We start from the raw sequence: 24,944 nt of genomic DNA, 5'->3' as shown, positions 1-24,944 counted from the left end.
GCGTATCGAGACCCACCCTTCAGAACAACCGCCCCGTGCAAAGGAGCACCATGCCCACCCCCGCCCGCCGCGCGCCTCTGCGCGCGGCCCTCGCCGCCCTCGGACTCGGGGCGGTGCTCGCCGCCGGCCTCGTCGCCCCCGCCGCCACCGCGGCCGCCGCCGCGATCCCCACCGCCGGCCTCCTCGCCGACTACCGCTTCAGTCAGTCCACCGGTGCGACCGTGCCCAACTCCGCCGGCGGAGCCGTGGGAGCCGCGCGCGTCGTGAACGGGACCGACGCGCTCTGGACCGGCACGTCACTCCGTCTCACCGGCGGCGCGAAGACCAGCGCGGCCCCCTGGGTCGAGCTGCCCGACGACCTGCTCACGGGCAAGAGCTCCGGGACGGTCACGATCGAGACGCGCGCCGACGCGTCGATGCTGTCGAGCTTCCACTTCCTCTGGAACATCGGCAGCGACAGCACCTCGCAGTACTGGTTCGCCTCGGTCCGCGACAAGGTGCGCACCGCGATCACGACGTCCGGCGGCGGCGGCGAGAACAACGCCCGCAGCGCCTCCGGTATCGCGGCGGACCGCTGGTACAGCCTCAGCTCGGTGATCGACGGCGCGGCCGGCACGATCTCGTTCTACGTCGACGGCACCCGCGTCGCCTCCGCTCCGACCGCGCTGAGGCCCGCCTCGGTGGCGGACCAGTCGCTCAACACGATCGGCCGCGCGCCCTACCCCGACCCCTTCTACAAGGGCGAGGTGTCGAGCTTCCGCGTCTACGATCGGGCGCTGAGTGCCCAGGAGGTGGTGGCCGTGTCGACGATGGATGCGCAGGCGCACGCGGCGAGCTTCGCGCCGCTCGTGTCGGGAGTGCTGGACTCGGTCCAGCCGCTCACCATCGACGACTCGACCACGAACCTCCCCGACTACGGCGGCGCCGTGACCTGGGCCTCGAGCGACCCGACCCTCCGCGTCTCGGCCGACGGCCGCACGCTCGCCGCCGACCGCCCCGCCGTCGGGCAGGCCGCGCGCACCTCGACGCTCACCGCGACCGCGTCGATCCGCGGCGTCGCGCAGTCCCGCGACGTCGCCGTCACGGTCGAGCCGCAGGTCGGCGTCGACACCCCCTACGGCTATCTGATGGTGCACTTCGTCGAGGACGCGCAGGGCTACGCCGAGAAGATCTACCTCGACGTCTCGCGCGGCGACGACCCGGAGAAGTGGGACCCGCTGAACGGCGGGAAGCCGATCCTCGCCTCCGATCTCGGCACCACCGGCGTCCGCGACCCGTACCTCACCTACAACCCCGAGACGAAGAAGTACTACATCATCGCCACCGACCTCCGCGTCTTCGGCGGCGACCAGGGCTCGGGCTCCTGCACCACCTGGTGCTACTGGACCACGCAGGGCAGCACCAAGATGAACGTCTGGGAGTCGAGCGACCTCGTCTCCTGGAGCGACCTGCGCCAGTTCGACGTCGCGCTCGACGCGGCCGGCACGAAGCAGCTCGAGGCCGGCATGATGTGGGCGCCCGAGGCGACCTGGGTCCCCGACTACAACGGGGCCGGCAAGGGCGCGTTCGTCGTCTACTGGTCCTCGACCGTGTACCCGAACGCCGCGCACACGCCCGGCACCGGCGCCTCGCGGGTGCTCTGGGGAGCGACCACCGACTTCACGCAGGCCACGTACTCCTACGGCGGCACCTTCATCGACACCGGCGCCGACGTCATCGACACCACGATGATCCAGGACGGCGGCACGACCTACCGGATCTCGAAGGACAACGGCACCGGCCGCGGCATCTACATGGAGTCGACGACCGCCGAGCAGTGGTGGCTCCCGTCCACCGCGTGGACGCAGCTGCAGGACCGCATCGGCGCCGTCTGGGCCGGCGGCAACGCCGGGGGAGTCGAGGGACCGGCCGTCTTCAAGGACCATGATGCGGATCGCTGGTACCTCTACGTCGACGTCATCCCCTCGACCGGCTACCGCCCGATGGTGACGACCGACCTCGACGCCGGCTGGACCCAGCTGAACGACCCCGGCTTCTCGCTGGCGCCGTCGACCAAGCACGGCGGCATCGTGTCGCTCACCGCCGGTCAGTACGCCGAGGTCCGCGCGGCCGACGCCGCGACCGCCGTGCGCTCCGACCTGGGTGAGGTGGGCTCCGTCGCTGCGCTGCCCGCCCGGGCCGACGTCGTCCTCGCCTACGACCGCGGCACCGCCTCGCAGCCGGTGACCTGGGACACGTCTTCCGTCGGCACCGCGCCCGGCCGCTATCCGGTCACCGGAGTCGTGCGCACCATCGGCGCGAACGACAACCAGTGGGTCGGAGCGGGCGGATCGACGGCGTACAACGCGCCCGGCCGCGTGCTCTCGAGCTCGACGGCAGTGCGAGTCACCGCGACGGTCGTCGTGGCGGCGTCCACGGCGACCCTCACCGCGTCGACCCGCTGCGTGGCCGGCAAGGTCGTCGTGACCGGAGTCGTGAAGAACACGGGCACCGCGCCGCTGTCCGTCGTGATCCGCTCGGCCTGGGGCACCTCGCCCACGCTGACCGCGGCCCCCGGCGGCAACGCGACGCACGCCTTCACCACGCGCGCCACCTCCGTCGCCGCGGGCACCCTCACCGCGACGGCCGGCACCGCCACGCTGCAGGCCCCGTACACGGCCCGCACCTGCGGCTGACCCGCCCACGCCGATCGAGCACCGCGCATCCCATGCTGGTCGAGTAGCGCGGAGCGCGTATCGAGACCCGCCCTCCTGGTGACGCCGGATCTCGATACGCCCTCTGCGAGGGCTACTCGATCAGCATGGATCGGCGCCGCCGTGCTGAGCAGGCGTGCGCGCCCCTGCTGGTCGAGCAGCGCGGAGCGCTCAACGAACATGCTGGTCGAGTAGCGCGCAGCGCGTATCGAGACTCGCCTTCGTCAGAACGGAGGCGGTGCGTCCTCGAAGCGCGGACCCGGCGGGGCGCCGGCGAGGGCCGGTGGGCGGATCGTGACGAGGCGGCCGGTGGGGGTGGTCCAGACGATGCTGCCGTCCGGGTGGGGGACGTAGGTCCACCGGTCGCCGTGGCGGACGTGGTGGTGCGACGTGCAGAGGCAGACGAGGTTGTCGAGGGACGTCTCGCCGCCGTTGCGCCATTCGAGAGTGTGGTCCGCCTCCGCCCTCGAGGCGGTGCGGGTGCAGCCGGGGAAGCGGCAGGTCTGGTCGCGCAGCTGGAGGTGCAGACGCATCTGCGATGGCGGGACGCGGTAGGTGCGGCCGACGGACCTCACGGCGCGGGTGTCCGGATCGGTGAGCACGCGGGTGAACGACGCGCCGGTCGCGACCAGTTCGCGGGCGAGGTCGGCGGGGATGAGGCCGTAGCCGTCGAGGTCCGCAGGCGCGTCGTCGAGACCGACGGCCGTCGACGCGGCGAGCGTGAGCCGCACCTCGGCACGGATGCCGGGCACGTACGACGAAGGCATCTGAGGGCCGTCGCCTGCGGGCGTGGTGCCGACGATGTCGCCGTCGCGCAGAAGATCCGTCAGCACGTCGGCCTTCAGCTGCGCCAGGGTGCGCTCGTCGCCGCCCTCCCGGAGGCTGCGGGCGATGCGGTCGACGCGCTCGGCGATGCCCATCGCGTCCGGCGCGGGGAGCAGCGCACACAGTGTCGCCATCCCGTCGACCTCCGGCGAGACCCAGACGGCGCGGTCCTGCCGGGCGCGGACGTGCCGCTGGGCGAGGGGCTCCTCGTGCAGCTCGTCACGCAGCCGGGCGACGATCCGCCTCAGCTGCGTGGGCGTCACGTCCGGCGCGATCTCGGCGGCGCGCTCGTCGAACCGGGCGCGGGAGGTGGCGGGCAGGGTCGCGGCGGTCGCGCAGACGATCTCGCTCGACTCCCACAGCAGCCGGCCCTCGGCGAGCAGGGCGCGGATGCGGGGGAGGTCCTCGACGAGCAGCCGGGCGTGCTCGAGCACGGTCGCCGTCGCCCGCTCGGACAGGCGGAGCTTCACCGCGAACTCGGCGCGGACGGACCGCTCGACCAGGGTGCGCGCTTCGCTGCGGGAGAGCGAGTTCCCGCGGGCGAAGGCGTCGGGGACGGTGACGGCCGCGCGGTAGGCGAGGTGCAGGGTCTGCGCGCGGGTGAGGAGAAGCTGTGCGGAGGTGCGTCCGATCTCCGCGGCGATGTCGGTCAGCGCGTCGACGGCCGAGAGTGCGCTCGGCTGTCCTGCTGCTCCCGGGTCGCTGTGCTCATCCATACGCGTATTGAACCAGGGACCACCGACACCCGAGCGGCCATCGGGCGGAACCCTCGGACAACTCCGCGAGATCGGATCTGTGGAGGAGAGCGCTACTCCCGCCGCCACTCCTCGAGGAACTCGGCGGTCGTCTTCGTCTCGAGCTCCAGCTCGATCTGACCGAGCAGGACGTAGGGGTCGCCGATGTCGGCGGGCGTGCGGATGACCTCGGCGCCGGTGTCGAGGCGGGCGACCACGAGGTCGTGCGTCGTCATCACGCCGCCGCCGAGCAGGGCGTCGATCGTCATCCGGAGCCAGGTCAGCGTCCGGGGTCTCAGCTCGGCCCGCAGGTACTCGGCCGCGACCTCGCGCTCGCCGTCGTCGTCCCGCCCGTCGTCCTCGTTCACGCCGTCACTGTAGCGAGCGCGCTGCAGGGCTCGGCGTCAGTGGCGCACCTGGAACCAGCGGATCAGCTCGCGCAGCGCCGGCAACGTCGCGCTCGCGTCGACGTCGGTGTCGATGTCCTCGAAGGTGCTGCGGTAGCCGGGCAGCTCGGTCGTCATCGAGTCGGTGATCGCCTCGTACGCCATCGTCCAGGAGGGGAACAGCCGCTGCGCCGGCGTCTCCTCGAGCAGCACGCGCAAACCGGCGTGCCGGGGGTCGTCGGCGATGATCGCCATCCGCTCGCGCAGCGTCGCGTCCGGCCCCTCGAGCAGCTGCAGGAACCGGCCGTCGCGGAACAGCAGGATGCCGGTCAGGCCGAGGCGCTCGTTGTTCGCGCGGCACTGCTCGAGCAGCGCGGGCAGGTCCGCCTCCTCGAGACCGGCGGCGGTGTGGCTCGCGTAGACGATGGAGCGGAGGTCGTCGTCCTGGGACGGGCGAGCAGCGGAGTCGGGCATGACGCCATCCCATCAGGGGTGCGGGGAGACGGCAGCCCCCTGCCCTGATCCGCGCGGCCCTGCTATGCGTCGCGCCAGGAGGCCTCACAGCAGGTCCGTGCCGCCCGTCCGCCGCAGCGCCCTGCGGGCAAGAGCCCAGCCGAGCAGCCCCAGCCAGAACCACGCGGCGCCGAGAACGACGACGGCGCCGCTCTGCACCGCGAGCGCGCCGGTCCACCCCTCGTCGAGCAGGGTCCGCAGGGCGTCGGAGGCGTACCCCAGCGGCAGCACCCGAGCGACGGCCTCGACGACCAGCGGCAGCTCGCCGACCGGCGCCACGACTCCGCCGAGGACGGTCAGGACCGCCGTGAACGGCCCGACCCAGGCCAGCCCGTCGCGCGAGCGGAGGCCGAGCACTCCGACGGCGAACCCGCAGCCGCTGCCGGCGAGGGCGGCGCAGCCCGCGAGTGCGATCGTGCCGGCGGCGACCTGCCACGGGACGCCCTGCCCGAACAGCAGGAGGGCCCAGACCAGGGAGACGAGGCCCGCGGCGAACCCGACGACCGCCGCCGCGAGCGCGACCCCACTCCAGAGCAGGACAGCCGGACGGGTGCTGAGCAGCACGGTTCCGAGCACCGCATCGTGCCGCATGCGGATGAGCGACACCGTGACGGCGTCGACGGCGGTCAGGGTGGCGAGCAGGAGACTCGCACCCGCGCCGACCACGATCGACGGCGCCGAGACAGCAGCGAAGTACAGCACCTGCAGCACCGGCCCGACGACGACCGCGACCAGGAGCGTCCGCCGCGTCCGCGTGGCGTCGAACGACCGCAGCGCGACCACGATCGACGCCGCCACGAGCCCGCTCACGACAGCGCCAGCGTCCCGGCGAGCCGAGCCCGCCGCAGGGCCGTCCGCAGAATCAGGCGGGCCAGCAGCAAGGAGAGCAGAGACGTGATCAGCCCCTGCGCGCTCCAGAGCGCGATGACGTCGCCGGACGCGTCGCCCGAGTCTCCGGCGTGCAGGATCTGCACCGCACCGGTCAGCGGATCGACGACCCCGAGCAGCTGCAGCGGCACCGGCAGCTGCGCTCGGTCGATCACGGTGCCGGAGAGGAGAAGGACGGGAGCGACGAGGACCGGTTCGTAGACCGTCGCGTGCGGTGTCAGCACGAACAGGCCGGACAGCACGAGCGCGGTCGTCCCGCACGCGGCGAGGAGCAGGACCAGCCCGAGGGCGATGAGTGCGGGGGAGCGCGGCGCGGACCCGCTGCCGAGCAGCCACGAGGCGACGACCGCGGCGGGGATCGACAGCAGCCCGACGCCGGCGCAGGCGAGTGAGATCGGCGCGAGCGCACCGCCCAGCGGCCGAGGGGTCAGCGCGATCTGCTCCAGCGTCCCCTGCGACCGCTGGTAGCCGAGGATCCCGACCGCCGCCGCGGTCACCGTCCAGACGCCGACAACGGCTCCATCGACTCCCAGCGCCGGCCCGCCCCGACCCGCCTGGACGCGCAGGACGACGAAGACGACCGGTGCGATCAGAGCGGCCTGGACGAAGTAGGCGTTGCGGAGCAGCAGCCGCAGATGGAAGGCGCCCTCCTGCAGCCCCCCGATCACTCCCGCCCTCCTCGGCACCGGTCGACGAGGGCGAGGTAGCCCTCCTCGAGGGTCGCCGACCGGGTGGTCCAGGTCCCGGTCGGGACGTCGGTGACGACGGCCGCCAGGGCGCGCAGGTCGGGCTGCGAGGAGTCCCAGCCGACGACCACGACGGGCCGACCGGCGATGCTGTCGGAGCGGACCGAGCGGACACCGTCGAGCGCGGAGAGACGGTCCGCGAGCTCCGCGGTGAGTGCTGGAGCGGCGAGGGTCGTCACCTCGCCGAGCCCGCCCGCGGCGGCGATGTCCTGCGGTCGCCCCGCCGCGCGGATCCGGCCGTCGAGGAGGACGAGGCTCCGGTCCGACAGCTCCTCCGCCTCGTGCAGGTGGTGGGTGGTCAGAACGACGCCCCGCCCGTCCCGGCGCAGCTCGCGGACCAGGGCGCGGAGCGCGAGCGCCGCCTCCGGGTCCAGCCCCACCGTCGGCTCGTCGAGCAGGAGCAGCGGCGGCTCCGCCAGCAGCCCGCGGGCGAGGTGCAGCCGCTGGCGCATCCCGCGGGAGAACTCCTCGACGCGGTCGCCACGCCGCGCGCTGAGGTCGACCGCCGCGAGCACCTCGAGAATGCGGCTGTCCCTCCGCCGTCGCGGCACGCCCGCGAGAGACGCGAAGTACCGGAGGTTCTCGAGCGCGGTCGCGCGCAGGAAGAAGCCGCGCTCGCCGCCGAGGACGAGGGCGAGGAGGCGCCTCGCCTCGTCCGGCCTCGCGACGGCGTCGACCCCGTCGACCCGGATCGAGCCGCTCGTCGGCATCAGCAGCGTCGCGATCATCCGCGCGAGCGTCGTCTTCCCGGCGCCGTTCGGCCCGAGGAGCGCGACGACCTCGCCGGCCTCGACCCGGAGGTTCACGCCGCGGACGGCCCAGGATGCCTCCGTCCCGGTGCCGAATCGGCGCGACACGGATTCGACGTCGAGCAGGGGTACGCCCTGATCCATCGTGCCGGTCCTGCCCATCGTCCGCCCTTCGCCGCGGAACAGCGTTCCCCTTCTCCGCTCCCCAGTCCGCATCGGTGGCGCTCGCTGAAGACCGTGGCGGCGGGCGGCGCCACGCCTTCGAGCCCGCTCAGCCCGCGTGCCGAAACTTCACCGAAAGCAAATTGTTCACGGTAACATCGCGCCCAGTACCGATCTCAACGACGAGAGGCTCCACCGATGACGACGAAACGACGGATCCCGATCGCGACCGCGGCGGTGATGGCGCTGACGGCGGGACTGCTCGCGGTCGGCCCGACCGCGCAGGCCGCGCCGGCCACCTCCCTCGACAGCGCGAAGGTGCTCGAGCTGCCCTTCGACGGCAGCATCACCGACACCAGCGGTCGCGGCAACACGGTCGGGATGCAGAAGGGCACCGCCGCGTACGGCACCGGCCTCGCCGGCCAGGCCTTCGAGTTCACCGGCGGCAACGCGGTGTCGCTCGGCACCGACGCCCGCCTCCAGCCCGCCGACCTGACGGTCTCGTTCTGGTACAAGCCGACCGCGGCGATGACCGGCGAGCAGGTCTTCACCTGGAGCAAGACCGCCTACAACTCGGACGGCTGGTACCTCACCTCCGAGAGCGACGCCACTCCGCTCGCGCTCTCGATCGGCCCCTCGACCGGGCAGCCCTACAAGGTCGCGATCGACACCGCGCGCGCCGGCTTCTTCCCCACGAACGAGTGGACCCACGTCGTCGCCAGCTACGACAGGGCGACCAAGCAGGTCGCCTTCTACCGCAACGGCGTCAAGCAGCCCACCGTCACCAAGTACGAGGCGACCGGAGCGGCCACCGGCGTGCTCGGCTCCGAGGGCACCTCGACCAAGACGATCGGCTTCAACGGCCCGCAGTACAACGGCGCGCACCTGCGCGGACTCCTGGACGACTACGTCCTCTACGGCGAGGTCGCCACGACCACCGACGTCGTCGCCCTGACGAAGGCGCACAACGCGGCCTTCGACCCGGCCGCCGTCGCGAAGGCCGACCTCGACGCCGTCACCCTGCCCGCGAGCACGAGCACCGGCTTCTCCGTGCCGACCCGCGGCGCGAAGGGCTCCGACCTCAGCTGGACCTCCTCCGACGAGTCCGCGATCGCGATCTCCGGTGGCACCGCCACGGTCACCCCGCCCACTGGCACCGCGACGACCGTCACCCTCACCGGCTCCTCGACCTACGGCGGCAGCACCGCCGTCACCCGCACCTTCACGATCCAGGTGCAGCCGAAGGGCGTGAAGAGCTCGAGCCACCTGCAGGAGGCGGGCCTCTCGGATGTCACCGTTCAGGACCCGTACCTCGACAACGGCGAGCAGCAGACCGTCGAGTACCTGCTCAGCCTCGACCCCGAGATGTTCCTGCACTCCTTCTACACGCAGGCCGGACTCACCCCGACCACGGCCGGCGGCTACGGCGGCTGGGAGCGCGAGAGCGGCACCCGGTTCCAGGGCCACTTCTTCGGCCACTACATCTCCGGCCTCTCGCAGGCCTACGCGAGCGAGCAGGACCCGACCACGAAGGCCGCGCTCCTCGCGAAGCTCACCGCCTCCGTCGACGGCCTGAAGAAGGTCCAGGACGCCTACGCCCTCAAGGACCCGGCCAACGCCGGCTACGTCTCCCCGTTCCCGGTGAGCTACCTGCCCTCCGGCGCCGACGGCCTGCTGGTGCCGTTCTACAACCTGCACAAGGTGCTCGCGGGACTGCTCGACGCGCACCAGTACGGGCCGAGCGCCGTGTCCGCGGAGGCGCTCGTCGTCGCCGACGGCTTCGGCAGCTGGATCACGACGTGGGCCGGCCGCCAAGCGAATCCCGAGCAGCTCCTCAACACGGAGTACGGCGGGATGAACGAGGCGCTCTACCGCCTCTACGAGACCACGCAGAAGCCGGCGCACAAGCGTGCGGCTGAGTACTTCGACGAGACCGCGCTCTTCCGGAAGCTCGCGAACAACGAGGACGTCCTCAACGGGCTGCACGCGAACACGACGATCCCCAAGCTGATCGGCGCGCTCAAGCGCTACACCCTCTTCACTGACGACCCGGCGCTGTACGCGACGCTGACCGCCACCGAGAAGGCGGACCTCGACATGTATCGCCGGGCCGCCGAGAACTTCTGGCGGATGGTGGACGAGAGCCACAGCTATGCGAACGGCGGCAACAGCCAGTCCGAGCACTTCCACGGCGCGGACACCCTCTACCAGTACGCGACCAACGGCCAGACGACCGGCTACGGGGAGAACTCCACCTCCGAGGGCTGCAACATCTACAACATGCTCAAGCTCACCCGGGCGCTGTTCCAGGTGACGAAGGACGTGAAGTACGCCGACTTCTACGAGAACGCGTTCATCAACGGCGTGCTCTCGGTGCAGAACCCGGAGACGGGAATGGTCACCTACTTCCAGCCGCAGACCGCGGGCTACGCCAAGGTCTTCGGCGAGGAGCACGACGAGTTCTGGTGCGACCACGGCACCGGCGTCGAGAGCTTCACCAAGCTCGGCGACTCGATCTACTTCGAGGGGCCGAAGACGGTCTACGTGAACCAGTTCCGCTCGTCGGTGCTGAGCTCGGGCGGCAGCAACCTCAAGGTGACGCAGACGGCCGACATCCCGAACACCGACACCGCGCGCTTCACGATCGCGGCGCTCGGAGCGGGAGCGGTCGCCGAGGGCACCACGCTGCGCCTGCGGATCCCGGCCTGGGTCGACGGCGCGCCGACGCTCACCGTGAACGGCGCCGTCCGCGACGTCGCCGCGCTGACCGAGGGCGGCTACGCGGTCGTCCCGGTGGCGGCGGGCGACACCCTCACCTGGAAGCTGCCGGCGGCGGTCGCCGCTGTGGCGAACACCGAGAACGCGAACTGGACGGCCTTCACCTACGGGCCCGTCCTCCTCGCGACCGAGCTGAACCGGAACAACGTCGACGCCTCCTACCCCGCGGGCGTGCTCGTGCAGATGAGCGTCGCCGACAAGTCGGTCAACTCGAACGTGGTCGTCGCGAACGCGGCCGCGTGGACGTCCTCGGTGAAGCAGAACCTGCTCCGCCTGCCGAACGGCGCGAACGGCAACGGGACGACGACGATGCGCTTCGGCATGACGAACGTCGACGCCGCCTCCGAAGCCCGGATCTTCCAGCCGTACTACAGCCTCTACAACGCGCGATACGCGACCTACATGACGCTCATCGCCCCCGACTCCGCGGAGGCCCAGGCGCTGATCCTCAAAGAGAAGCAGCAGCTGCGGGTGGCGGAGACGACGATCGACTCGCTGACCTCGTTCGACAACAACAACTCGGAGGCGGACAAGAACTACAAGTACAACCGCTCGGCGGTCGGGACCTGGCGCGGCGAGGGCTACCGCGACGGCGAGCGGTCGGCGGAGGCGTACTTCCAGTACGACATGATCGTCGACCCGACGCTGCCGAAGAACCACCTCGGCGTCCGCTACTACGGCGGCGACGCGGGGCGCACCTTCGACGTCTACCTCAACGACGTGAAGCTCAAGACCGAGGTGGTCTCGGGCGCCGCGGGCGCGCTGAACTGGTACGTGCAGTACGACGAGATCCCTCGGGCGGTGCTCGACGGCATCGCGGCGAAGGACAGCTACAAGCGCAACCAGTCCGGCGCCTACGTCCTCGACGCCCAGGGGAACAGGGTGCCGAAGGTGACGGTGCGCTTCCAGGGCACCGGGACCGCGAGCAACGTCGGCGGCGTCTTCGGCGTCTCCACGACGGAGTCGACCGGGTTCGCGACGAACGCGGAGCTGACGAAGCTGACCTCGTCCGTGGGCACGTTCTCGCCGGCGCTCGCCGCCGGAGTGCGCGATCTGACGCTGACCGTGCCGGTCTCGACGACGAGCGTCGCGCTCGATCTCGACCCGGCCGTGGCCAGCGGGCTGGTGAAGGTCGACGGCGTGCTGATCGACGACACCGTCGCCCGGACCGTCCCCCTCGCGGCCTCGGGGACCACGAACGTCGTGATCACCTCCTCCGCGCAGGACCACACGACGTTGGCGACCTACCGGCTCGCGATCGTCCGGGCCGCTCCGGCCGCCGTGATCGACCTGACGGTCTCGGCCACGACGCGCTGCGTGGCCGGCAAGGTCGTCCTGACGACGACGGCCCGCAACGACTCGAAGACCGCGGCGTCGATCTCGATCGCGACGCCCTACGCCACGAAGTCCTACCCGGGCATCGCGGCGGGCAGGAGCGCGACGCAGGCAGACACGACCCGCGCCGCCTCGATCCCGGCCGGCACCGCGACCGTCACCGCGACGGCCACGATCGACGGGAAGGCGGTGACGACGACGAAGGCGGCCCCCTACTCCGCCCGCGCCTGCGGCTGACCCCGCGCCGGCTGCCTCCGCGAGATGCCACTTGTGCACGCTTTTCACGGCGTGTCGCGTACCCAAGTGGCATCTCGCGGCGGGGATCAGGGCGTGGGGAGGCGCCGGGCGTTACCTATTCGTTACACATCTCGACCAAACCAGCACCACACTGCGAACGGGCAGGTCAAGGGCGGAGCATGACTCCCATGGAACAGACAGGGAAGAACCCGCGCGTGCCGAAGCTGCGGTTCATCGCACTCTCGGCCGTCGCCGGCATCGTCGTCGCGGGCGTGCTGCTCGCGATCGCCGAGCTCGTCGCGCTCGTGGTCGCGAAGAACGCCAGCCCCGTGCTCGCCCTCGGGGCGTTCGTGGTCGACATCGTCCCGCGCCCGCTCAAGGAGTTCGCGATCGAGACGTTCGGCGCGAACGACAAGATCTTCCTGCTCGCGGGCATCGGCGTCGCCGTCCTGGTGGCCGCCGCCCTCGCCGGCGTGCTGCAGCTGATCCGCCCGCCGCTCGGCCAGATCCTGCTCGTGATCGCCGGCGGCCTGTCGATCGCCGCGATCGTCACCCGCACCGGAGCGACCCCGCTCTCCGCGGTGCCCACCCTCGTCGGCCTCGTCGTCGCCATGATCGTGATGCACCTCACCGTCTCGCGCCTGCGCCGCTGGCGCGCCGCCTCCACCGCCGAGAAGACCGGTGCCGCGCCCGCCGCCCGTCCGGTCGGCATCGAGCGCCGCGGCTTCTTCCGCGTCACCCTGATCGCCGCCGTCGGCGCCGCCGTGATCGGCGCCGGGGCCCGCGCCGTGAGCGCCGCCACCTCGTCGCTCGCCAGCGTCCGCGACGCTCTGCGCCTGCCCAGCCCGCGCAGCACCGTGTCGGTGCCCGCCGGCGCCGATCTCGGGATCGACGGCCTCACCCCGCTCTACACGCCCAACGCCGACTTCTACCGCGTCGACACCGCGCTGACTGTGCCCTCGATCGACCCCTCCACCTGGTCGCTGAAGATCTCCGGCATGGTCGACCAGGAGGTCACGATGTCGCTGCAGGACATCTTCGACATGGGCCTGGACGAGTACGGCATCACGATGACCTGCGTCTCGTACCAGGTCGGCGGCGACCTCGTCGGCAACGCCAAGTGGCTCGGTGTCCCGCTCCGCGACGTGCTGAAGAAGGCCGGCGTGCAGAGCGGCGCCGACATGCTGCTCTCCACCAGCGTCGACGGCTACACCGCCAGCACCCCGCTCTCCGCGGTCACCGACGAGAACCTCGACGCGATCCTCGCCGTCGGCATGAACGGCGAGGCGCTGCCCTTCGAGCACGGCTTCCCGGTGCGGATGGTCGTCCCCGGCCTCTACGGCTACGTCTCCGCCACCAAGTGGCTGACCGAGCTGAAGGTCACGACCTTCGCCGCCGACGAGGCCTACTGGACCCCGCGCGGCTACGACGCCGAGGCCCCGATCAAGATGTCCTCGCGCATCGACACCCCGCGCATCGACGCCGCGATCCCCGCCGGAGCGACCAAGATCGCCGGAGTGGCGTGGGCGCAGACCACCGGCGTCGCCAAGGTCGAGGTCAGCATCGACGACGGCGACTGGCAGGAGGCGACGCTGTCGACCGCGGTCAACCTCGACACCTGGGTGCAGTGGTACGTCGACTGGGAGGCCGAGACCGGCGCCCACTACGTCGCGGTCCGCGCCACCGACGCCGACGGCATGCTCCAGATCGAGGACCGCGCCGGCGTCGCCCCGAACGGCTCCTCCGGCTGGCAGCGCACCCTCGTCCGCGTCAGCTGACGCCGAACCGGATCTCGACAGGCGCTCGGCGAGCGCTCCTCGATCGGCATGATTGCGCGAACGGACCCGCGATGGGCTTCGAGCGCTGAGCAGCGCCCCGCACGGGTCCGCTCGAAGGCACCGCTGCGGGCGAGTGGACCCGCAGCGGGCCCTGCACCTCTGCTGCACCCCGCCCCGCGTCCAGTCGTCCCTCGCCCGCGCCACGCCCTCGCCCGCTCGATCAGCAGGATCGCCCCATGCTGGTCGAGGAGCCGCGCAGCGGCGTATCGAGACCCGCCGGCTCAGGGGCGGAAGGTCGCCGCGTGGTGCTCCGGGGCGAGGTGCGGGCCGGTGCCGAGCATGCGCTCGCGGAAGGTGGCGCCGGTGGGCTCGGGGTCGAGGCGGCCGCGGCGGCGCAGCTCGGGCTGCACCAGCTCGATGAAGTCGCGCATCGAGGCGAGGCCGAAGACGGCCTCGAGCATGATGCCGTCGAGGTCGGTCTCGTCCATCATCCGGTCGAGCTCGTCGGCGACCTCGACCGGGTCGCCGGTGATCGCGAAGCCGCGGGTGCCCTTGCCCTTCAGCTCGTCGAGGATCTCGCGCACAGTCGGCGCGGTGCCGTCCGGGCGGGTGAGGAAGCGGTCGATGTTGCTGGTGCCCATCTGGCCCGCCTGGTCGTCGAGCACCAGCTGCTCGGCGAGCGTCCGGTCGAGGTCGTAGGCCAGAAGATCCACGCCGGTGTTGCCGGCGTAGTAGTGCGCGGCCAGCTCATCCGTCTGCAGGGCGTCGAACTCGGCGCGCAGCTGCGCCGCCTCCGCCGAGGTCGGCGCGACGACGATCGTCACGCCCACCATCACCTTGATCGACGCCGGATCGCGGCCGTTCTCCGCGGCCCGGCGGCGGATGTCCACGATGTCCGCCGTGACTTTGCCGTAGGTCGAGCCCTGCACGAACACGCACTCGGCGTTCTTCGCCGCGAAGGCGCGGCCCACCGGCGAGGTCCCGGCCTGGAAGAGCAGCGGCGAGCGCTGCGGCGACGGCGGCAGCGTGTGGTACCCGTGCGAGCGGTAGAACTCGCCCTCGTAGGCCACCGGCCGGATCCTCTCCGGGTCGGCGAAGACGTTGCGCTCGTGGTCGAGCACGATGACGTCGTCGTCGTTGCCGCCCTCCCAGAAGGAGAAGGCGACGTCGACGTACTCCTGCGCGGCGCGGTAGCGCTCGTCGTGCGGGACCATCGCGGACTGGCCGAGCATCGCGGCCATCGTGTTCTGCGAGGCGCCGGTGACGATGTTCCAGCCGATGCGCCCGCGCGTGACGTGGTCGAGGGTGGAGAACTTGCGCACGGCGTGCAGCGGGTGGTCGGCGCCGGTGGTGCTGGTGACCACGAAGTTCAGGCGCTCGGTGCCGACCGCGAGCGCGGGGATGAGGTAAGCGCCGTCGAGCGCGAAGGTCATGCCGGCCTCGACGAGGACGTCGGAGAGCTCGCCGCGACGCGAGGAGTAGCCGAAGGAGCCGCCGGCGAAGAAGAGGAAGTCGAAGCCGGCGTCGTCGAGCAGCCGAGCCATCCGCTGCCAGTAGTCGATGTCGCGGAAGTCGCCGTCGCGGCTGCGCGGGTGCGACCAGCTGATGGTGCCGCCGACGTGCGGGGTCCCCGCTTCGAAGACTCCGAGGACGATCCGCTTCTGCATGCTCTCCCGCGTTCCGGCCGGCGTCCGCCGGCACTGCTCCGGGAACCCTAGCGAGCGCGCGTTTCGGGGCTGTTGCGGGGGAGGGCGTGCGGGGGGGGTCTCGATACGCCCGCTGCGCGGGCTACTCGACCAGCATGGATCGCGTGGCCAGCATGAATCGCGCGACCACCAGGGGGCGCGCCAGCACGCTGGTCGAGTAGCCGCGCAGCGGCGTATCGAGACCCGCGCCGTCAGTCCGCGGAGACGCCGGTCAGGCCGAAGCGGAACTCCAGACGCCCGTCGAGGGGACGGACCTCGTACTCGGGGTGCGGGCGCGCGCCCCAGGAGTCGTCGCCCGCGACGCCGCGCCGCCGCAGCGCCGGGCGCAGCACGGTGCGCTGCACCGGCGGCAGTTCGTTCGGGTGCTGCGCGTTCTCGATCTCGTACGGCGTCCACGGCAGGGCCGAGAACTCCATCCCGCCGGCGCAGTCGACCCGCAGGCCGAAGCCCCCGTCGTCGGTCACCTCGGCCCAGCGCGCTCCCGTGCGGCTGCCCGACTCCTGCGGCTTGAGGTACGGGGTCAGCTCGCGCGCGACGTCGCTCTCCCAGACGTCGAGCCGCGCGCCGAGCCGGCGGTCGGAGTAGCACTCGTCCGGTCCGTCGCCGTACCAGCGCAGCCGGTGGGCATCGGCGCCGGTGGTCAGCTGCATCCCGAACTCGGGCAGACCGGGCAGTCCGTCCGGCACCGTCATCGCGAGGGTCACCTCGATCCGCCCGTCGCCCGTCACCCGGTAGTCGACGTCGCAGACCGCCCGCGGCGTGGTCGGCAGCTCGTAGCGGAAGCCGACCGTCACCGCGTGCTCGTCGACGGACACCCGCGCGGTCCGCAGCGCCTCGCCCGCGGCCCGCGCGTACCGGCTCGCGAGCAGCCACTGTCCGTCCTCGAACGGTCCACCCCAGCCGCGCTCGTTCGAGGTCGGCGCGTGCCAGAAGGACGGCATCGGGATCGAGGTGAGCAGCTCGCGCCCGCCCTCGGGCCCGCCGCCCCAGCGGTACGACATCAGCCCGCCGTGCAGTCGGGAGAAGAGGACGCTGAAGTGCTCGCCCACGACGCCCACGTTGTGGGTGCCGTCGATGAGCTCCGGCCGCGGCGCGTGCTCCGGCCGCGCACTCCCCGCCGCGACCTCGAGCACGTGCTGCCCGCGCGCGACGACGTGCCCCGCCGCCGCCCAGCGGGTGTCCTCGCGCAGCCGCAGCTCGACGTCGAGCGTGTACTCGCCCGGCAGCTCGGGCAGCGGCACCGGCTGCGGGAAGCTCGAGGACCCACCCGGCGCGACATCGGTCGCGAGCTCCCGCTCCGCGAGCACCCGTCCCTCCCGCCGCAGCACGACGACCGCCGCGTACGCGGAGGACGCGGTGGCCAGCAGCCGGTTCCCGATCACGATCTCCGGCGCCGAGACGTCGACGCGGAACGGCTGGTACAGGTGCGCGACCTCCTGCAGCTTCGGCGTCGGCGTGCGGTCGGCGAAGAGGATCCCGTTGCCGCTGAAGTCGCCGTCGTGCGGCGACTCCCCGCTGTCGCCGCCGTAGCCGAGGAACGGCACCCCGTGCCGGTCGGTCATCGCGACGGCCTGGTCCGCGAAGTCCCAGATGAAGCCGCCCTGGAAGAGCGGCTCCCGCTCGGCCAGGTCGAGGTAGCGGTCGACCGCGCCGAAGGAGTTGCCCATGGCGTGCGCGTACTCGCAGAGCAGGAACGGCTTGTCGCGGTGCTCCGCGAGGTACTGCTCGATCTCCGCCGCCGGCGTGTACATCTGGCTGACCACGTCGGTCGTCTCGGGGTAGCGGGAGTCCCAGTGCACCCCCTCGTAGTGCACCGGCCGGTCGTCGACCGCGCGGAACCAGTCGGCGAGATCGCGGAGGACGGTGCCGCCGAACGACTCGTTGCCGAGCGACCACATCACCACGCTCGGGTGGTTCTTGTCGCGCTCGCGCAGGCTCCGCGCCCGGTCCTGCAGCGCGGGGGCCCACCGGCCGTCGTCGCCGGGCACCGACTCGGCGAGCGGCGCGTCGAGGTATCGGACGCGGTCCCACAGCCCGTGCGTCTCGAGGTTCATCTCGTCGATCACGAGGAAGCCGTACTCGTCGGCGAGGTCGTAGAAGTAGGAGTTGTTCGGGTAATGGCTGGTGCGGATCGCGTTGACGCCCACCCGCTTCAGGATCCGGAGGTCCTCCTCCGTCTGCGCCCGGTCGACGACGCGCCCCTGCAGGCCGAACTCGTGCCGGTTGACCCCGCGGAAGACGACCCGCCGCCCGTTGAGGCTGAGCACGCCGTCCTCGATCGCGAAGCGGCGGAGCCCGACGGTCTGCGGGATCACCTCGGTCACGGCGCCGTCCGCGTCCCGCACGCGCACCGTCAGGCGGTGCAGGTGCGGGTCCTCGGGGCTCCACAGCCGCGGCTCCGCGAGCCGGAGGCGGTGCACGCCGTCCGGGTCGAGCCGCAGCGGGCCGACGCCGTCGAGCTCGACCGTCGCCGAGCCCGCCCCGTCGAGCCGCAGCTCGACCGCGACCTCGGCGCCCTCGTCGTCGACCGTCGTCCGCACGCGGAGGTCCTCGACGTGCGCGCGCGGGCGGCGCAGCAGCACGACGTCGCGGAAGATCCCGGAGAAGCGGAAGAAGTCCTGGTCCTCGAGCCACGAGCCGGCGCTCCACTTGACCACCTGCGCGGCGAGCAGGTTCTCGCCGGGGAGCAGCGCGTCCGTCAGATCGAATTCGGCGGGCGAGAAGCTGTCGGCCGAGAAGCCGAGGTAGACACCGTTCAGCCAGAGGGCGATCGTGCTCTCGGCGCCGCGAACGTCGAGCGCGATCCGCTCGCCGGGCGCGAGCGGCGCGTCCAGCTCGAAGGTCGTCCGGTAGGAGGCCGTCGGGTTGAAGCGCTCGGGAGCCTGCCCGGGCAGGATGCTCTCGCGCCCGTCCCAGGGGTACTGCGTGTTCACGTACTGCGGGCGGTCGTGGCCGTGCAGCTGGAGGTGCGCGGGCACGGGGATCAGCTCCCAGTCGCCCGCGTCGAACTCCGGCCGCTCGAAGCCGGCCGGCGCGTCCGCCGGCCGGGGCGCGCAGTGGATCCGCCACAGCCCGTTCAGCGACTGCTCGAACGAGCTGACGCCGGCCTGCGCCTCCTCCTCGGAGCGGAACCAGCGGTGGTCGGAGTGGGCCGGCCGCCGGTTCTCGGCGAAGAAGCCGGGGTCGGACAGCCGTGCGAGGTCGAACACGGCAGCAGGCGCGGCGGCGCCCGGGAGCTCCGCGAGGCTCACTTGATCGCTCCCGTGATGCCCTCGGCGAAGGAGCGCTGCAGGATCATGAAGACGATGACGGTGGGCACCGAGGCGAGGAAGACGGCGAGCATCAGCACGCCGTAGTCGACGACGTAGCCGGCGCTGAGGTTCGAGATCAGCATGGGCATGGTCTGGAAGTCGTTGTTGACCAGGATGACCTTGGGCCAGAGGAAGTTGTTCCAGGCGGTCATGAAGGTGATGACGGCGGCCGCGGCATAGGTCGAGCGCATCGACGGCAGGTAGATCCGGGCGAAGATCCCGAGCTCGCTGACCCCGTCGATCCGCGCGGCCTCGATGATCTCGTAGGGGAACGAGCGCGAGGCCTGGCGGAAGAGCAGGATCAGGAACGGGGTGGACACCGCCGGGATGATGACCGCGGCGAGCGAGTTGATCATCCCGACCTCGGCGAAGACCTGGAAGAGCGGGATCATCGTGGCCGCGAACGGGATCATGATCGCGATCAGGAGGACCGCCATCACCAGGTCCTTCGCCCGCGAGTGGAAGACCTCGAACCCGTAGCCGGCGATCGAGCAGACGATCAGCGCGAGCACGGTGGTGCCCACCGCGACGGTCGTCGAGTTCCACAGCGCCGCACCGACGTCCTGCAGCTCGAGCAGACCGGCCAGGTTGTCGAAGAGCGCCAGGCCAGGGAGCATCCGCGAGTCGAGCACGTCCTGGCTGGTGTTCGTGGCCGAGACGGCCATGAAGTAGAGCGGGAAGATCGAGAAGACCGCGAAGACCGAGAGGAAGAGGTACTTCGGCAGACCGCGCAGCCGCGAGGACAAGGGCGCCGTGCGGACGGGCACGGTGGTGCTCGGGGCGACGGACTCGACGTCCTCGATCGCGGGCAGGGTGCTGACGCGCTCAATCACGCTTGTCACCGACTTTCAGCTGGACGAACGCGAGGACCGCGACGAGGAGGAGGATCACGTAGGAGAGCGCGGAGGCGTAGCCGAAGTTCGGGTTCTTCAGGAACGAGACCTCGTAGAGGTAGTGCGACATCGACATGGTCGTGTAGGCCGGACCGCCTCGGGTCAGCGCCCACGACTCGTCGAAGAGCTGCAGCGTCCCGTTCGTCGACATGATCGCGGTGAGCAGGATGATCGGCTTCAGCTGCGGGATCGTGACGTGCCAGAAGGTCTGCAGCGCGCTCGCGCCGTCCATCCGCGCGGCCTCGATGCTCGAGTAGTCGACGTTCTGCAGCGCCGCCAGGTAGAAGACCATGTTGTAGCCGGTCCAGCGCCAGAGCAGTCCGAGGATGATGACGAAGCGGCCGGTGTCGGGATTGCCGAGCCAGTTGATCGGCGAGTCCATCAGGCCGATGCCCATCAGCACGTCGTTGACGAAGCCGTCGTTGGCGAAGATCGTGCGGAAGACCAGCGAGTACGCGACGAGGGAGACGGCGCACGGCAGGAAGATCGCGGTGCGCCAGAAGGTCTTGAACTTGAGGTTCCGGCTGTTGAGCACATTGGCGAGCACGAGCGCCATGATCAGCATCACCGGCACCTGGATGATCAGGTAGATGAAGGTGTTCTGCAGCGTCAGCCGGAAGATCTCGTCCTGCAGCAGTCGCTCGTAGTTCAGCCAGAACGGCTGCGCGTAGCTGAGGTTCGCCCCGCGCCCGGTCTGCAGCGAGAGCAGGAACGCCTGGATCATCGGCAGGAAGCTGACCAGGAAGATCAGCAGCGCCGCCGGCAGGAGGAAGGCCCAGCCGGTGAGGCTGCGGCGGCGCTCGCCGGTCAGGCGGATCGGGCGGCTGCGGAGATCGCGCTGCGGCCGGGGTGGGACGCGCAGGCGCGGGCGCGGAGGGGCGGAGGTCGACACGGGCGGGCTCGCATTCTCGGAAGGGAGAGGGACGGGGAGGGACGGGCCGGGGAGGAGGAGTCCTCCCCGGCCCGGGGTGCGAGCCGGCTCGCGGTGACGCCGGCTCGCGGCGAGCCCTAGCTCATGGCGAACTCGACGTTCTTCTGCGCCTCCTCCAGCGCCGACGCGGGGTCCGCACCGCCGATGATCTGGGTGATCGCGGCGCTCACGGCGTCGCGGCCCTCGTAGTAGTACGCGCCGGTGTTGTTGCTCGGCACCTCGGCGCCGAACTCGGCGACCTCGGCGAAGATCGGCTGGCCGGCGAAGAACTCGTTCGGCGCCTCGTAGGCCGTCGAGGATCCGGCGGGCAGCCAGTTCGCCACGGCGCCCGACGTCGGCAGGATCGTGTCGTAGAGCTCGGTCGAGCCGGCGAAGGTCGAGGCGAGGAAGTCGGCCGCGAGGTCGACGTCGGCGTTCGCGCTGATCGCCCAGGACGATCCGCCGCTGGCCGTGTAGTTGGTCGCGCCGGAGATGCCGTCGAGCGAGGGGACGTTGGTGATCGCCCAGTCGCCGGCCTGATCCTCCGCGGACTGGATGGAGCCGACGATCCAGACGCCCTGGATGGTGCCGCCGACGGAGCCGTTCACGAAGGTGCCGAGGTACTCGTCCCACGAGTTGACCTCGACGAAGACGCCGGACTCGACGAGCTGCTTGTAGACGTCGATCGCGGCGAGGAGCGCGTCGTTGTCGGTGATCGTCGGGTCGCCCTCGTCGTCGAAGAGGCTGGCTCCGGCGCTCTGCAGCATCATCATGATCATGTCCGAGGAGCCGGCCTGACCGGAGAGCAGCGGCGACCCGGTCTTCGCCAGGACGTCCTTGCCCTTGGTCAGGAAGTCGGCCCAGGTGATGTCGGTGAAGTCGTCGATCGTGTAGCCGGCCGCCTCGAGGACGTCGGTGCGCAGCGCGGTGACCGCGGTGCCGGAGTCGAACGGCACGCCGTAGTGCACGTCGTCGACGGTCGAGTAGGCGGTGACCGCCTCGGGGAACTCCGCGAAGTCGACGGCGTCCTCGGGCAGCTCGCTGAAGATCTCCGGGTAGTTGACGAGGTTCTTCTGGAACGCGTTGTTCTGCATCAGGAAGACGTCGGGCAGCTCGCCGTACTGCTGCGACTGCGCGAGGGTGGTCAGCTTGGGCTGCAGGTCGTCCCAGGGGGTCTCGATGATGTCCAGCTCGAAGTCGGGGTGGTCCTCCTGGTAGATCTTCTCGGCCTCCTCGAGGGCCGCGATGTTGAACAGCGGGTCCCAGGCCCAGACGCTGAGCGTCTCGTCGCCGTCGCCTCCGCCGGCGCTGTCGCCACCGCCGCCGCCCCCGGCCGCGCAGGCGCTGAGGGCGAGGACGAGGGGCAGGGAGACGGCCACGACGGTCGTGAACTTCTTGGAGCTTCTTCGCACGGATTCGTTCCTTCTGTGTGGGTGGAGAGTGCTGCTGCGGAGTGCAGTGCTGCTGCGGATGCAGTGGTGCTGCGGGAGAGAGGACAGTGGTGCTGCGGGAGGGAGGAGAGGGGGCGCTCGGGCTCAGCCGAGCGGCTGCCAGGGCCCGTACGGGTCGCCCGGGGCCTGGTTGCGGGTCCACCACTTCGCGCGGTAGCGCTGGCCCTGGTGGACGACGACGTCGCCGGTGTCGAAGATCCGCGAGGCCGTCCAGACGGCGGTGCCGTCGGGCGCGGTCGCGAGCTGCTGCCACGGGCCGTTCGGGTCCCCGGGGGTCTGGTTGCTCGTCCACCACGACGCCCGCCAGAGCGAGCCCTGGAAGAGGACCGTGTCGCCCTGCTGGTAGACCGACCCCGCCGACCAGGAGGCCGCGGCCTGGCGGCGGAGGGCCAGCGCGTCGACCGTCAGTCCTGCGCCGCCGGGGCCGCTCGCCAGGATCGCGACCGTGGCGGTGCCGGCCGGCAGCGAGAACTCCGCCGAGCGCACGTCGGCCCAGCCGCTCGTCGCGGGGATCTCGGTGCGGTGCTCGACGCCGTCGGCCCCGGTGACCACGATCCGCGCGGAGTCGAGTCCTCCCGGCCGGTCCGCGCGGAGCGACAGCGTGTAGACGCCCGCGGGGACCTCGTCCTGCTGCTGCACGCCGCCCGAGAAGGCCTGCGCCGCGCCGAGCCGGAGGGCGAAGCGCGAGCCGTCGGCGCCGGGCGAGGGGTTCGAGACGAAGGCGGTGGTGGTGGAGGCGGGGTCGGTCGTCTGCGTCCAGCCGGTGATCGCGGTCACCGGGATCCGGTCGGCGGCGAAGTCGGGGTTGAGGATCCAGTTGTTGCCGGCGCCGACCTGCCACTCGCCGGAGCGGGCGTTCACATCCCACTCGCTCAGCGACTCGAAGCGGACGTCCGCGCCGGTCCCGCTGAGCGGCAGCCACTGGTTGTAGCCGAGGCCGTTCCAGGCGAAGTCGGCCCAGCGGTCGCCGGCGTAGATCACGGTGTCCTGCTCGGTGCCCTGCACCGTCAGGAAGAAGCCGCTCTGGGTGACGTGGCTGTAGTCCTTCTCGGTGCCGGGGAGCACGTACATGCTCGAGTACGGGCCCTGGATCCGCCCCTCCAGCGAGCGCACGAGGTAGGTCTGCGAGGTGTTCCAGCCGTGCAGGTCCGAGCTCGCGACGTAGTACTGGCCGTCGAGCTTGAACATCGCGTTGCCCTCGCGGCCGGCGCCGCGGTAGACCTCGACGGCCGTCTCGACCGAGAGCGAATCGGTGTCGCTGATCCGGCCCACGTAGGTGCGGCTGCGGCCGTCGCGGTAGGAGAAGACGAGGTAGTCCGCGCCGTCGTCGTCGGTGAAGACGGTCTGGTCGCCGGTGCCCTGCTCCCAGCCGGGCTTGCTCGGGTTCCGGTAGACGCCGGGGATGTGGGTCTGCAGGTTCGCGTACTCGAAGTCGGCGACGGGCGAGTCGCCGCTGAGGAAGAGGACTCCGGCGTTCGTGACGCGGGCGGGGTCGGGGCTCTCGAACTGGGTGAGCAGGACGTACTTGCCGGTCTGCTCGTTGTAGGCGACGCCGAGGCGGCCGATCCAGACCGCGTCGGCGAGCGTCTCCATGTCGGAGAAGTAGGTGCCGGAGACGTCCTTCGAGGCGGGGATGTCGAGGCGGGTGTCCCGGGTCGCCACGTCGTTCTCGAACGTCCAGTGCACGAGGTCCTCGGAGGAGTACGCCGTCACCGCGACGAAGTCGCCCTCGCCGGCCCGGGTGTAGGCGCGGGTCGGGGAGTCGTAGTAGAGCTGCGAGCCGGTGTACTCGACGCCGTACCAGTAGTAGCGGTCGCCGAAGCGGAAGATCCCGCCGCCCTGGGAGAAGATCGGATCGCCCGCGGTGTCGAGCCAGAACCGGTTGTTCTCGATGGTCTCGAGGGTGCCGTCGGCGAGCGGGACGAGGGCGGCGGCGGTGGTCTGCAGGCCGTTCTTCGCGGCGACGACGGCCGCGGCGCTCGCTCCGGAGTCGTCGAGGACCTCGCCCGCAGTGACGGTCGCCGCGGCGAAGGGCGCCCAGGACGCGGCCGTGTAGGCGGAGGGGACGCGGGTGCGGTACTCGTCGAGCCGCTCGCGCAGCCCGGAGATCCGGACGAGGCCGGTCTCGGCCGTCTCGAGGTCGCTGCGGGCGGCCAGCAGGGCGGCGTCGGTCGAGGCGGCGTCGTCGCGGGCGGCGGTCGCGGTCGCGACGGCGGCCGAGAAGGGGGCCCAGGAGGAGGCGGTGAAGTCCGGAGCGGCGAGGGCGCTCACCCGGTCGAGCGCGGCGGCGAGGCGGGCGCGCTCGTCGACGAGCACGGTGCTGGTGAACTCGGCGGAGGCGTGGTTGATGAAGCCGACCGTGACGACCCGGAGGACGTGCTCGCCGGGGGCGAGGCCGGTGAAGCTCGCGATCGGGACCGTCGTGGTCGATCGGGCGCCGCGGTAATCGGCCGAGCCGATCTTCTCCCCGTCGACGAAGACGTCCGCGGTGCCGTTGGTGGTGGCCTTCCGACCCGAGAGGGCGACCGTCTCGCCGGTGAAGGCGATCTCGAAGGCCGCGCCGCCGGTCGCCCAGGTGTGCGTGCTGTTCTTCGACCAGGCGCCCTCGTAGAAGGTGGCGTTCGGCGTGCCGCGGACGGTCGTGGTCTCGGTGAAGGCCACCGTCGTCGTCCGGATCTCGGCCGCCTCGGCGGTCTGCCCGGCGAGGGGCGACTGGCCGGTGAGCACGAGCAGCCCGGCGAGCAGAGCAGCGATCAGGGCGGGGAGCCGCCTCGTCGTCGTACGCGTCATGTCGTGCCTCCGTCATCGCAGGTCCACCGTGGTACAGCGCTGTACCACGAACGCGAATC

Annotated in this window: 15 protein-coding genes; 3 read left to right on the top strand and 12 right to left on the bottom strand. The window is 71.4% G+C overall.

The features are described 5' to 3' along the window. The first annotated feature begins 50 nt into the window (after positions 1-50). Positions 51-2,675 (top strand): LamG-like jellyroll fold domain-containing protein, encoded by a 2,625-nt coding sequence (locus HRK28_RS07640; RefSeq protein ID WP_173250890.1) that lies wholly within the window; start codon positions 51-53, stop codon positions 2,673-2,675. Between the two features lie 242 nt (positions 2,676-2,917). On the opposite strand, the gene HRK28_RS07635 is transcribed toward HRK28_RS07640, so the two are convergent. The 6 genes from HRK28_RS07635 to HRK28_RS07610 all read right to left on the bottom strand — a co-directional run bounded on the left by HRK28_RS07635 (position 2,918) and on the right by HRK28_RS07610 (position 7,678). Further along, on the bottom strand, positions 2,918-4,234 hold the full coding sequence (locus HRK28_RS07635) for an HNH endonuclease signature motif containing protein (protein ID WP_173250889.1): 1,317 nt from the start codon (positions 4,232-4,234) through the stop codon (positions 2,918-2,920). A 92-nt stretch (positions 4,235-4,326) separates the two neighbouring features. After that, positions 4,327-4,620, bottom strand: coding sequence for a hypothetical protein (locus tag HRK28_RS07630; RefSeq protein WP_173250888.1), 294 nt, complete (start codon positions 4,618-4,620; stop codon positions 4,327-4,329). A gap of 36 nt (positions 4,621-4,656) precedes the next feature. After that, complete coding sequence (locus HRK28_RS07625) at positions 4,657-5,112, bottom strand: BLUF domain-containing protein (protein ID WP_173250887.1); 456 nt, start codon at positions 5,110-5,112, stop codon at positions 4,657-4,659. A gap of 84 nt (positions 5,113-5,196) precedes the next feature. Beyond that, on the bottom strand, positions 5,197-5,961 hold the full coding sequence (locus HRK28_RS07620) for an ABC transporter permease (RefSeq protein ID WP_173250886.1): 765 nt from the start codon (positions 5,959-5,961) through the stop codon (positions 5,197-5,199). Next, on the bottom strand, positions 5,958-6,707 hold the full coding sequence (locus HRK28_RS07615; protein ID WP_173250885.1) for an ABC transporter permease: 750 nt from the start codon (positions 6,705-6,707) through the stop codon (positions 5,958-5,960). Before HRK28_RS07615 ends, HRK28_RS07620 begins: the two co-directional genes overlap by 4 nt. Further along, on the bottom strand, positions 6,704-7,678 hold the full coding sequence (locus HRK28_RS07610; protein WP_173250884.1) for an ABC transporter ATP-binding protein: 975 nt from the start codon (positions 7,676-7,678) through the stop codon (positions 6,704-6,706). The genes HRK28_RS07615 and HRK28_RS07610 overlap by 4 nt, the downstream gene beginning before the upstream one ends. Before the next feature lie 216 nt (positions 7,679-7,894). Between HRK28_RS07610 and HRK28_RS07605 the strand changes: the two genes are divergently transcribed. Beyond that, positions 7,895-12,046: a beta-L-arabinofuranosidase domain-containing protein gene (locus HRK28_RS07605; protein ID WP_173250883.1), complete on the top strand. Its 4,152-nt coding sequence runs from the start codon at positions 7,895-7,897 to the stop codon at positions 12,044-12,046. A gap of 188 nt (positions 12,047-12,234) precedes the next feature. Further along, positions 12,235-13,824 carry a molybdopterin-dependent oxidoreductase gene (locus tag HRK28_RS07600; RefSeq protein ID WP_173250882.1) on the top strand — a complete coding sequence of 530 codons (1,590 nt, stop codon included), beginning with the start codon at positions 12,235-12,237 and terminating at the stop codon, positions 13,822-13,824. A gap of 281 nt (positions 13,825-14,105) precedes the next feature. Here the strand turns inward: HRK28_RS07600 and HRK28_RS07595 are convergent, their stop codons facing one another. The 6 genes from HRK28_RS07595 to HRK28_RS07570 all read right to left on the bottom strand — a co-directional run bounded on the left by HRK28_RS07595 (position 14,106) and on the right by HRK28_RS07570 (position 24,885). Next, positions 14,106-15,491 (bottom strand): NtaA/DmoA family FMN-dependent monooxygenase, encoded by a 1,386-nt coding sequence (locus HRK28_RS07595; protein WP_173250881.1) that lies wholly within the window; start codon positions 15,489-15,491, stop codon positions 14,106-14,108. A 230-nt stretch (positions 15,492-15,721) separates the two neighbouring features. Further along, a complete protein-coding gene (locus tag HRK28_RS07590) occupies positions 15,722-18,781 on the bottom strand; it encodes a glycoside hydrolase family 2 TIM barrel-domain containing protein (protein ID WP_367948357.1) in 3,060 nt (1,019 codons plus the stop codon). Further along, the gene (locus HRK28_RS07585) at positions 18,778-19,674 is read right to left on the bottom strand and encodes a carbohydrate ABC transporter permease (protein WP_244231746.1); all 897 of its coding nucleotides are present in this window, start codon (positions 19,672-19,674) and stop codon (positions 18,778-18,780) included. Before HRK28_RS07585 ends, HRK28_RS07590 begins: the two co-directional genes overlap by 4 nt. Beyond that, positions 19,667-20,626, bottom strand: a complete 960-nt coding sequence (locus HRK28_RS07580; protein WP_244231747.1) for a carbohydrate ABC transporter permease — start codon at positions 20,624-20,626, stop codon at positions 19,667-19,669. Before HRK28_RS07580 ends, HRK28_RS07585 begins: the two co-directional genes overlap by 8 nt. Positions 20,627-20,742: 116 nt before the next feature. Beyond that, entirely contained in the window at positions 20,743-22,056 is a 1,314-nt protein-coding gene (locus HRK28_RS07575; protein WP_173250879.1) for an extracellular solute-binding protein, read from the bottom strand. Positions 22,057-22,179: 123 nt separating this feature from the next. Next, positions 22,180-24,885, bottom strand: a complete 2,706-nt coding sequence (locus HRK28_RS07570; RefSeq protein WP_173250878.1) for a carbohydrate-binding protein — start codon at positions 24,883-24,885, stop codon at positions 22,180-22,182. Positions 24,886-24,944 lie beyond the last annotated feature (59 nt).

This window comes from Rathayibacter sp. VKM Ac-2835 (assembly GCF_013266705.1).
Lineage (GTDB): Bacteria > Actinomycetota > Actinomycetes > Actinomycetales > Microbacteriaceae > Rathayibacter.
The sequence above is the reverse complement of the archived record's forward strand: the minus strand, read 5'-3'. Positions and strand labels throughout refer to the sequence as shown.

Bases quoted from the DNA above. Each gene is read 5' to 3' on its own strand.
- HRK28_RS07640 (WP_173250890.1), top strand. From the start codon at position 51: ATGCCCACCCCCGCCCGCCGCGCGCCTCTGCGCGCGGCCCTCGCCGCC.
- HRK28_RS07635 (WP_173250889.1), bottom strand. From the start codon at position 4,234: ATGGATGAGCACAGCGACCCGGGAGCAGCAGGACAGCCGAGCGCACTC.
- HRK28_RS07625 (WP_173250887.1), bottom strand. From the start codon at position 5,112: ATGCCCGACTCCGCTGCTCGCCCGTCCCAGGACGACGACCTCCGCTCC.
- HRK28_RS07610 (WP_173250884.1), bottom strand. From the start codon at position 7,678: ATGGATCAGGGCGTACCCCTGCTCGACGTCGAATCCGTGTCGCGCCGA.
- HRK28_RS07605 (WP_173250883.1), top strand. From the start codon at position 7,895: ATGACGACGAAACGACGGATCCCGATCGCGACCGCGGCGGTGATGGCG.
- HRK28_RS07600 (WP_173250882.1), top strand. From the start codon at position 12,235: ATGGAACAGACAGGGAAGAACCCGCGCGTGCCGAAGCTGCGGTTCATC.
- HRK28_RS07595 (WP_173250881.1), bottom strand. From the start codon at position 15,491: ATGCAGAAGCGGATCGTCCTCGGAGTCTTCGAAGCGGGGACCCCGCAC.
- HRK28_RS07570 (WP_173250878.1), bottom strand. From the start codon at position 24,885: ATGACGCGTACGACGACGAGGCGGCTCCCCGCCCTGATCGCTGCTCTG.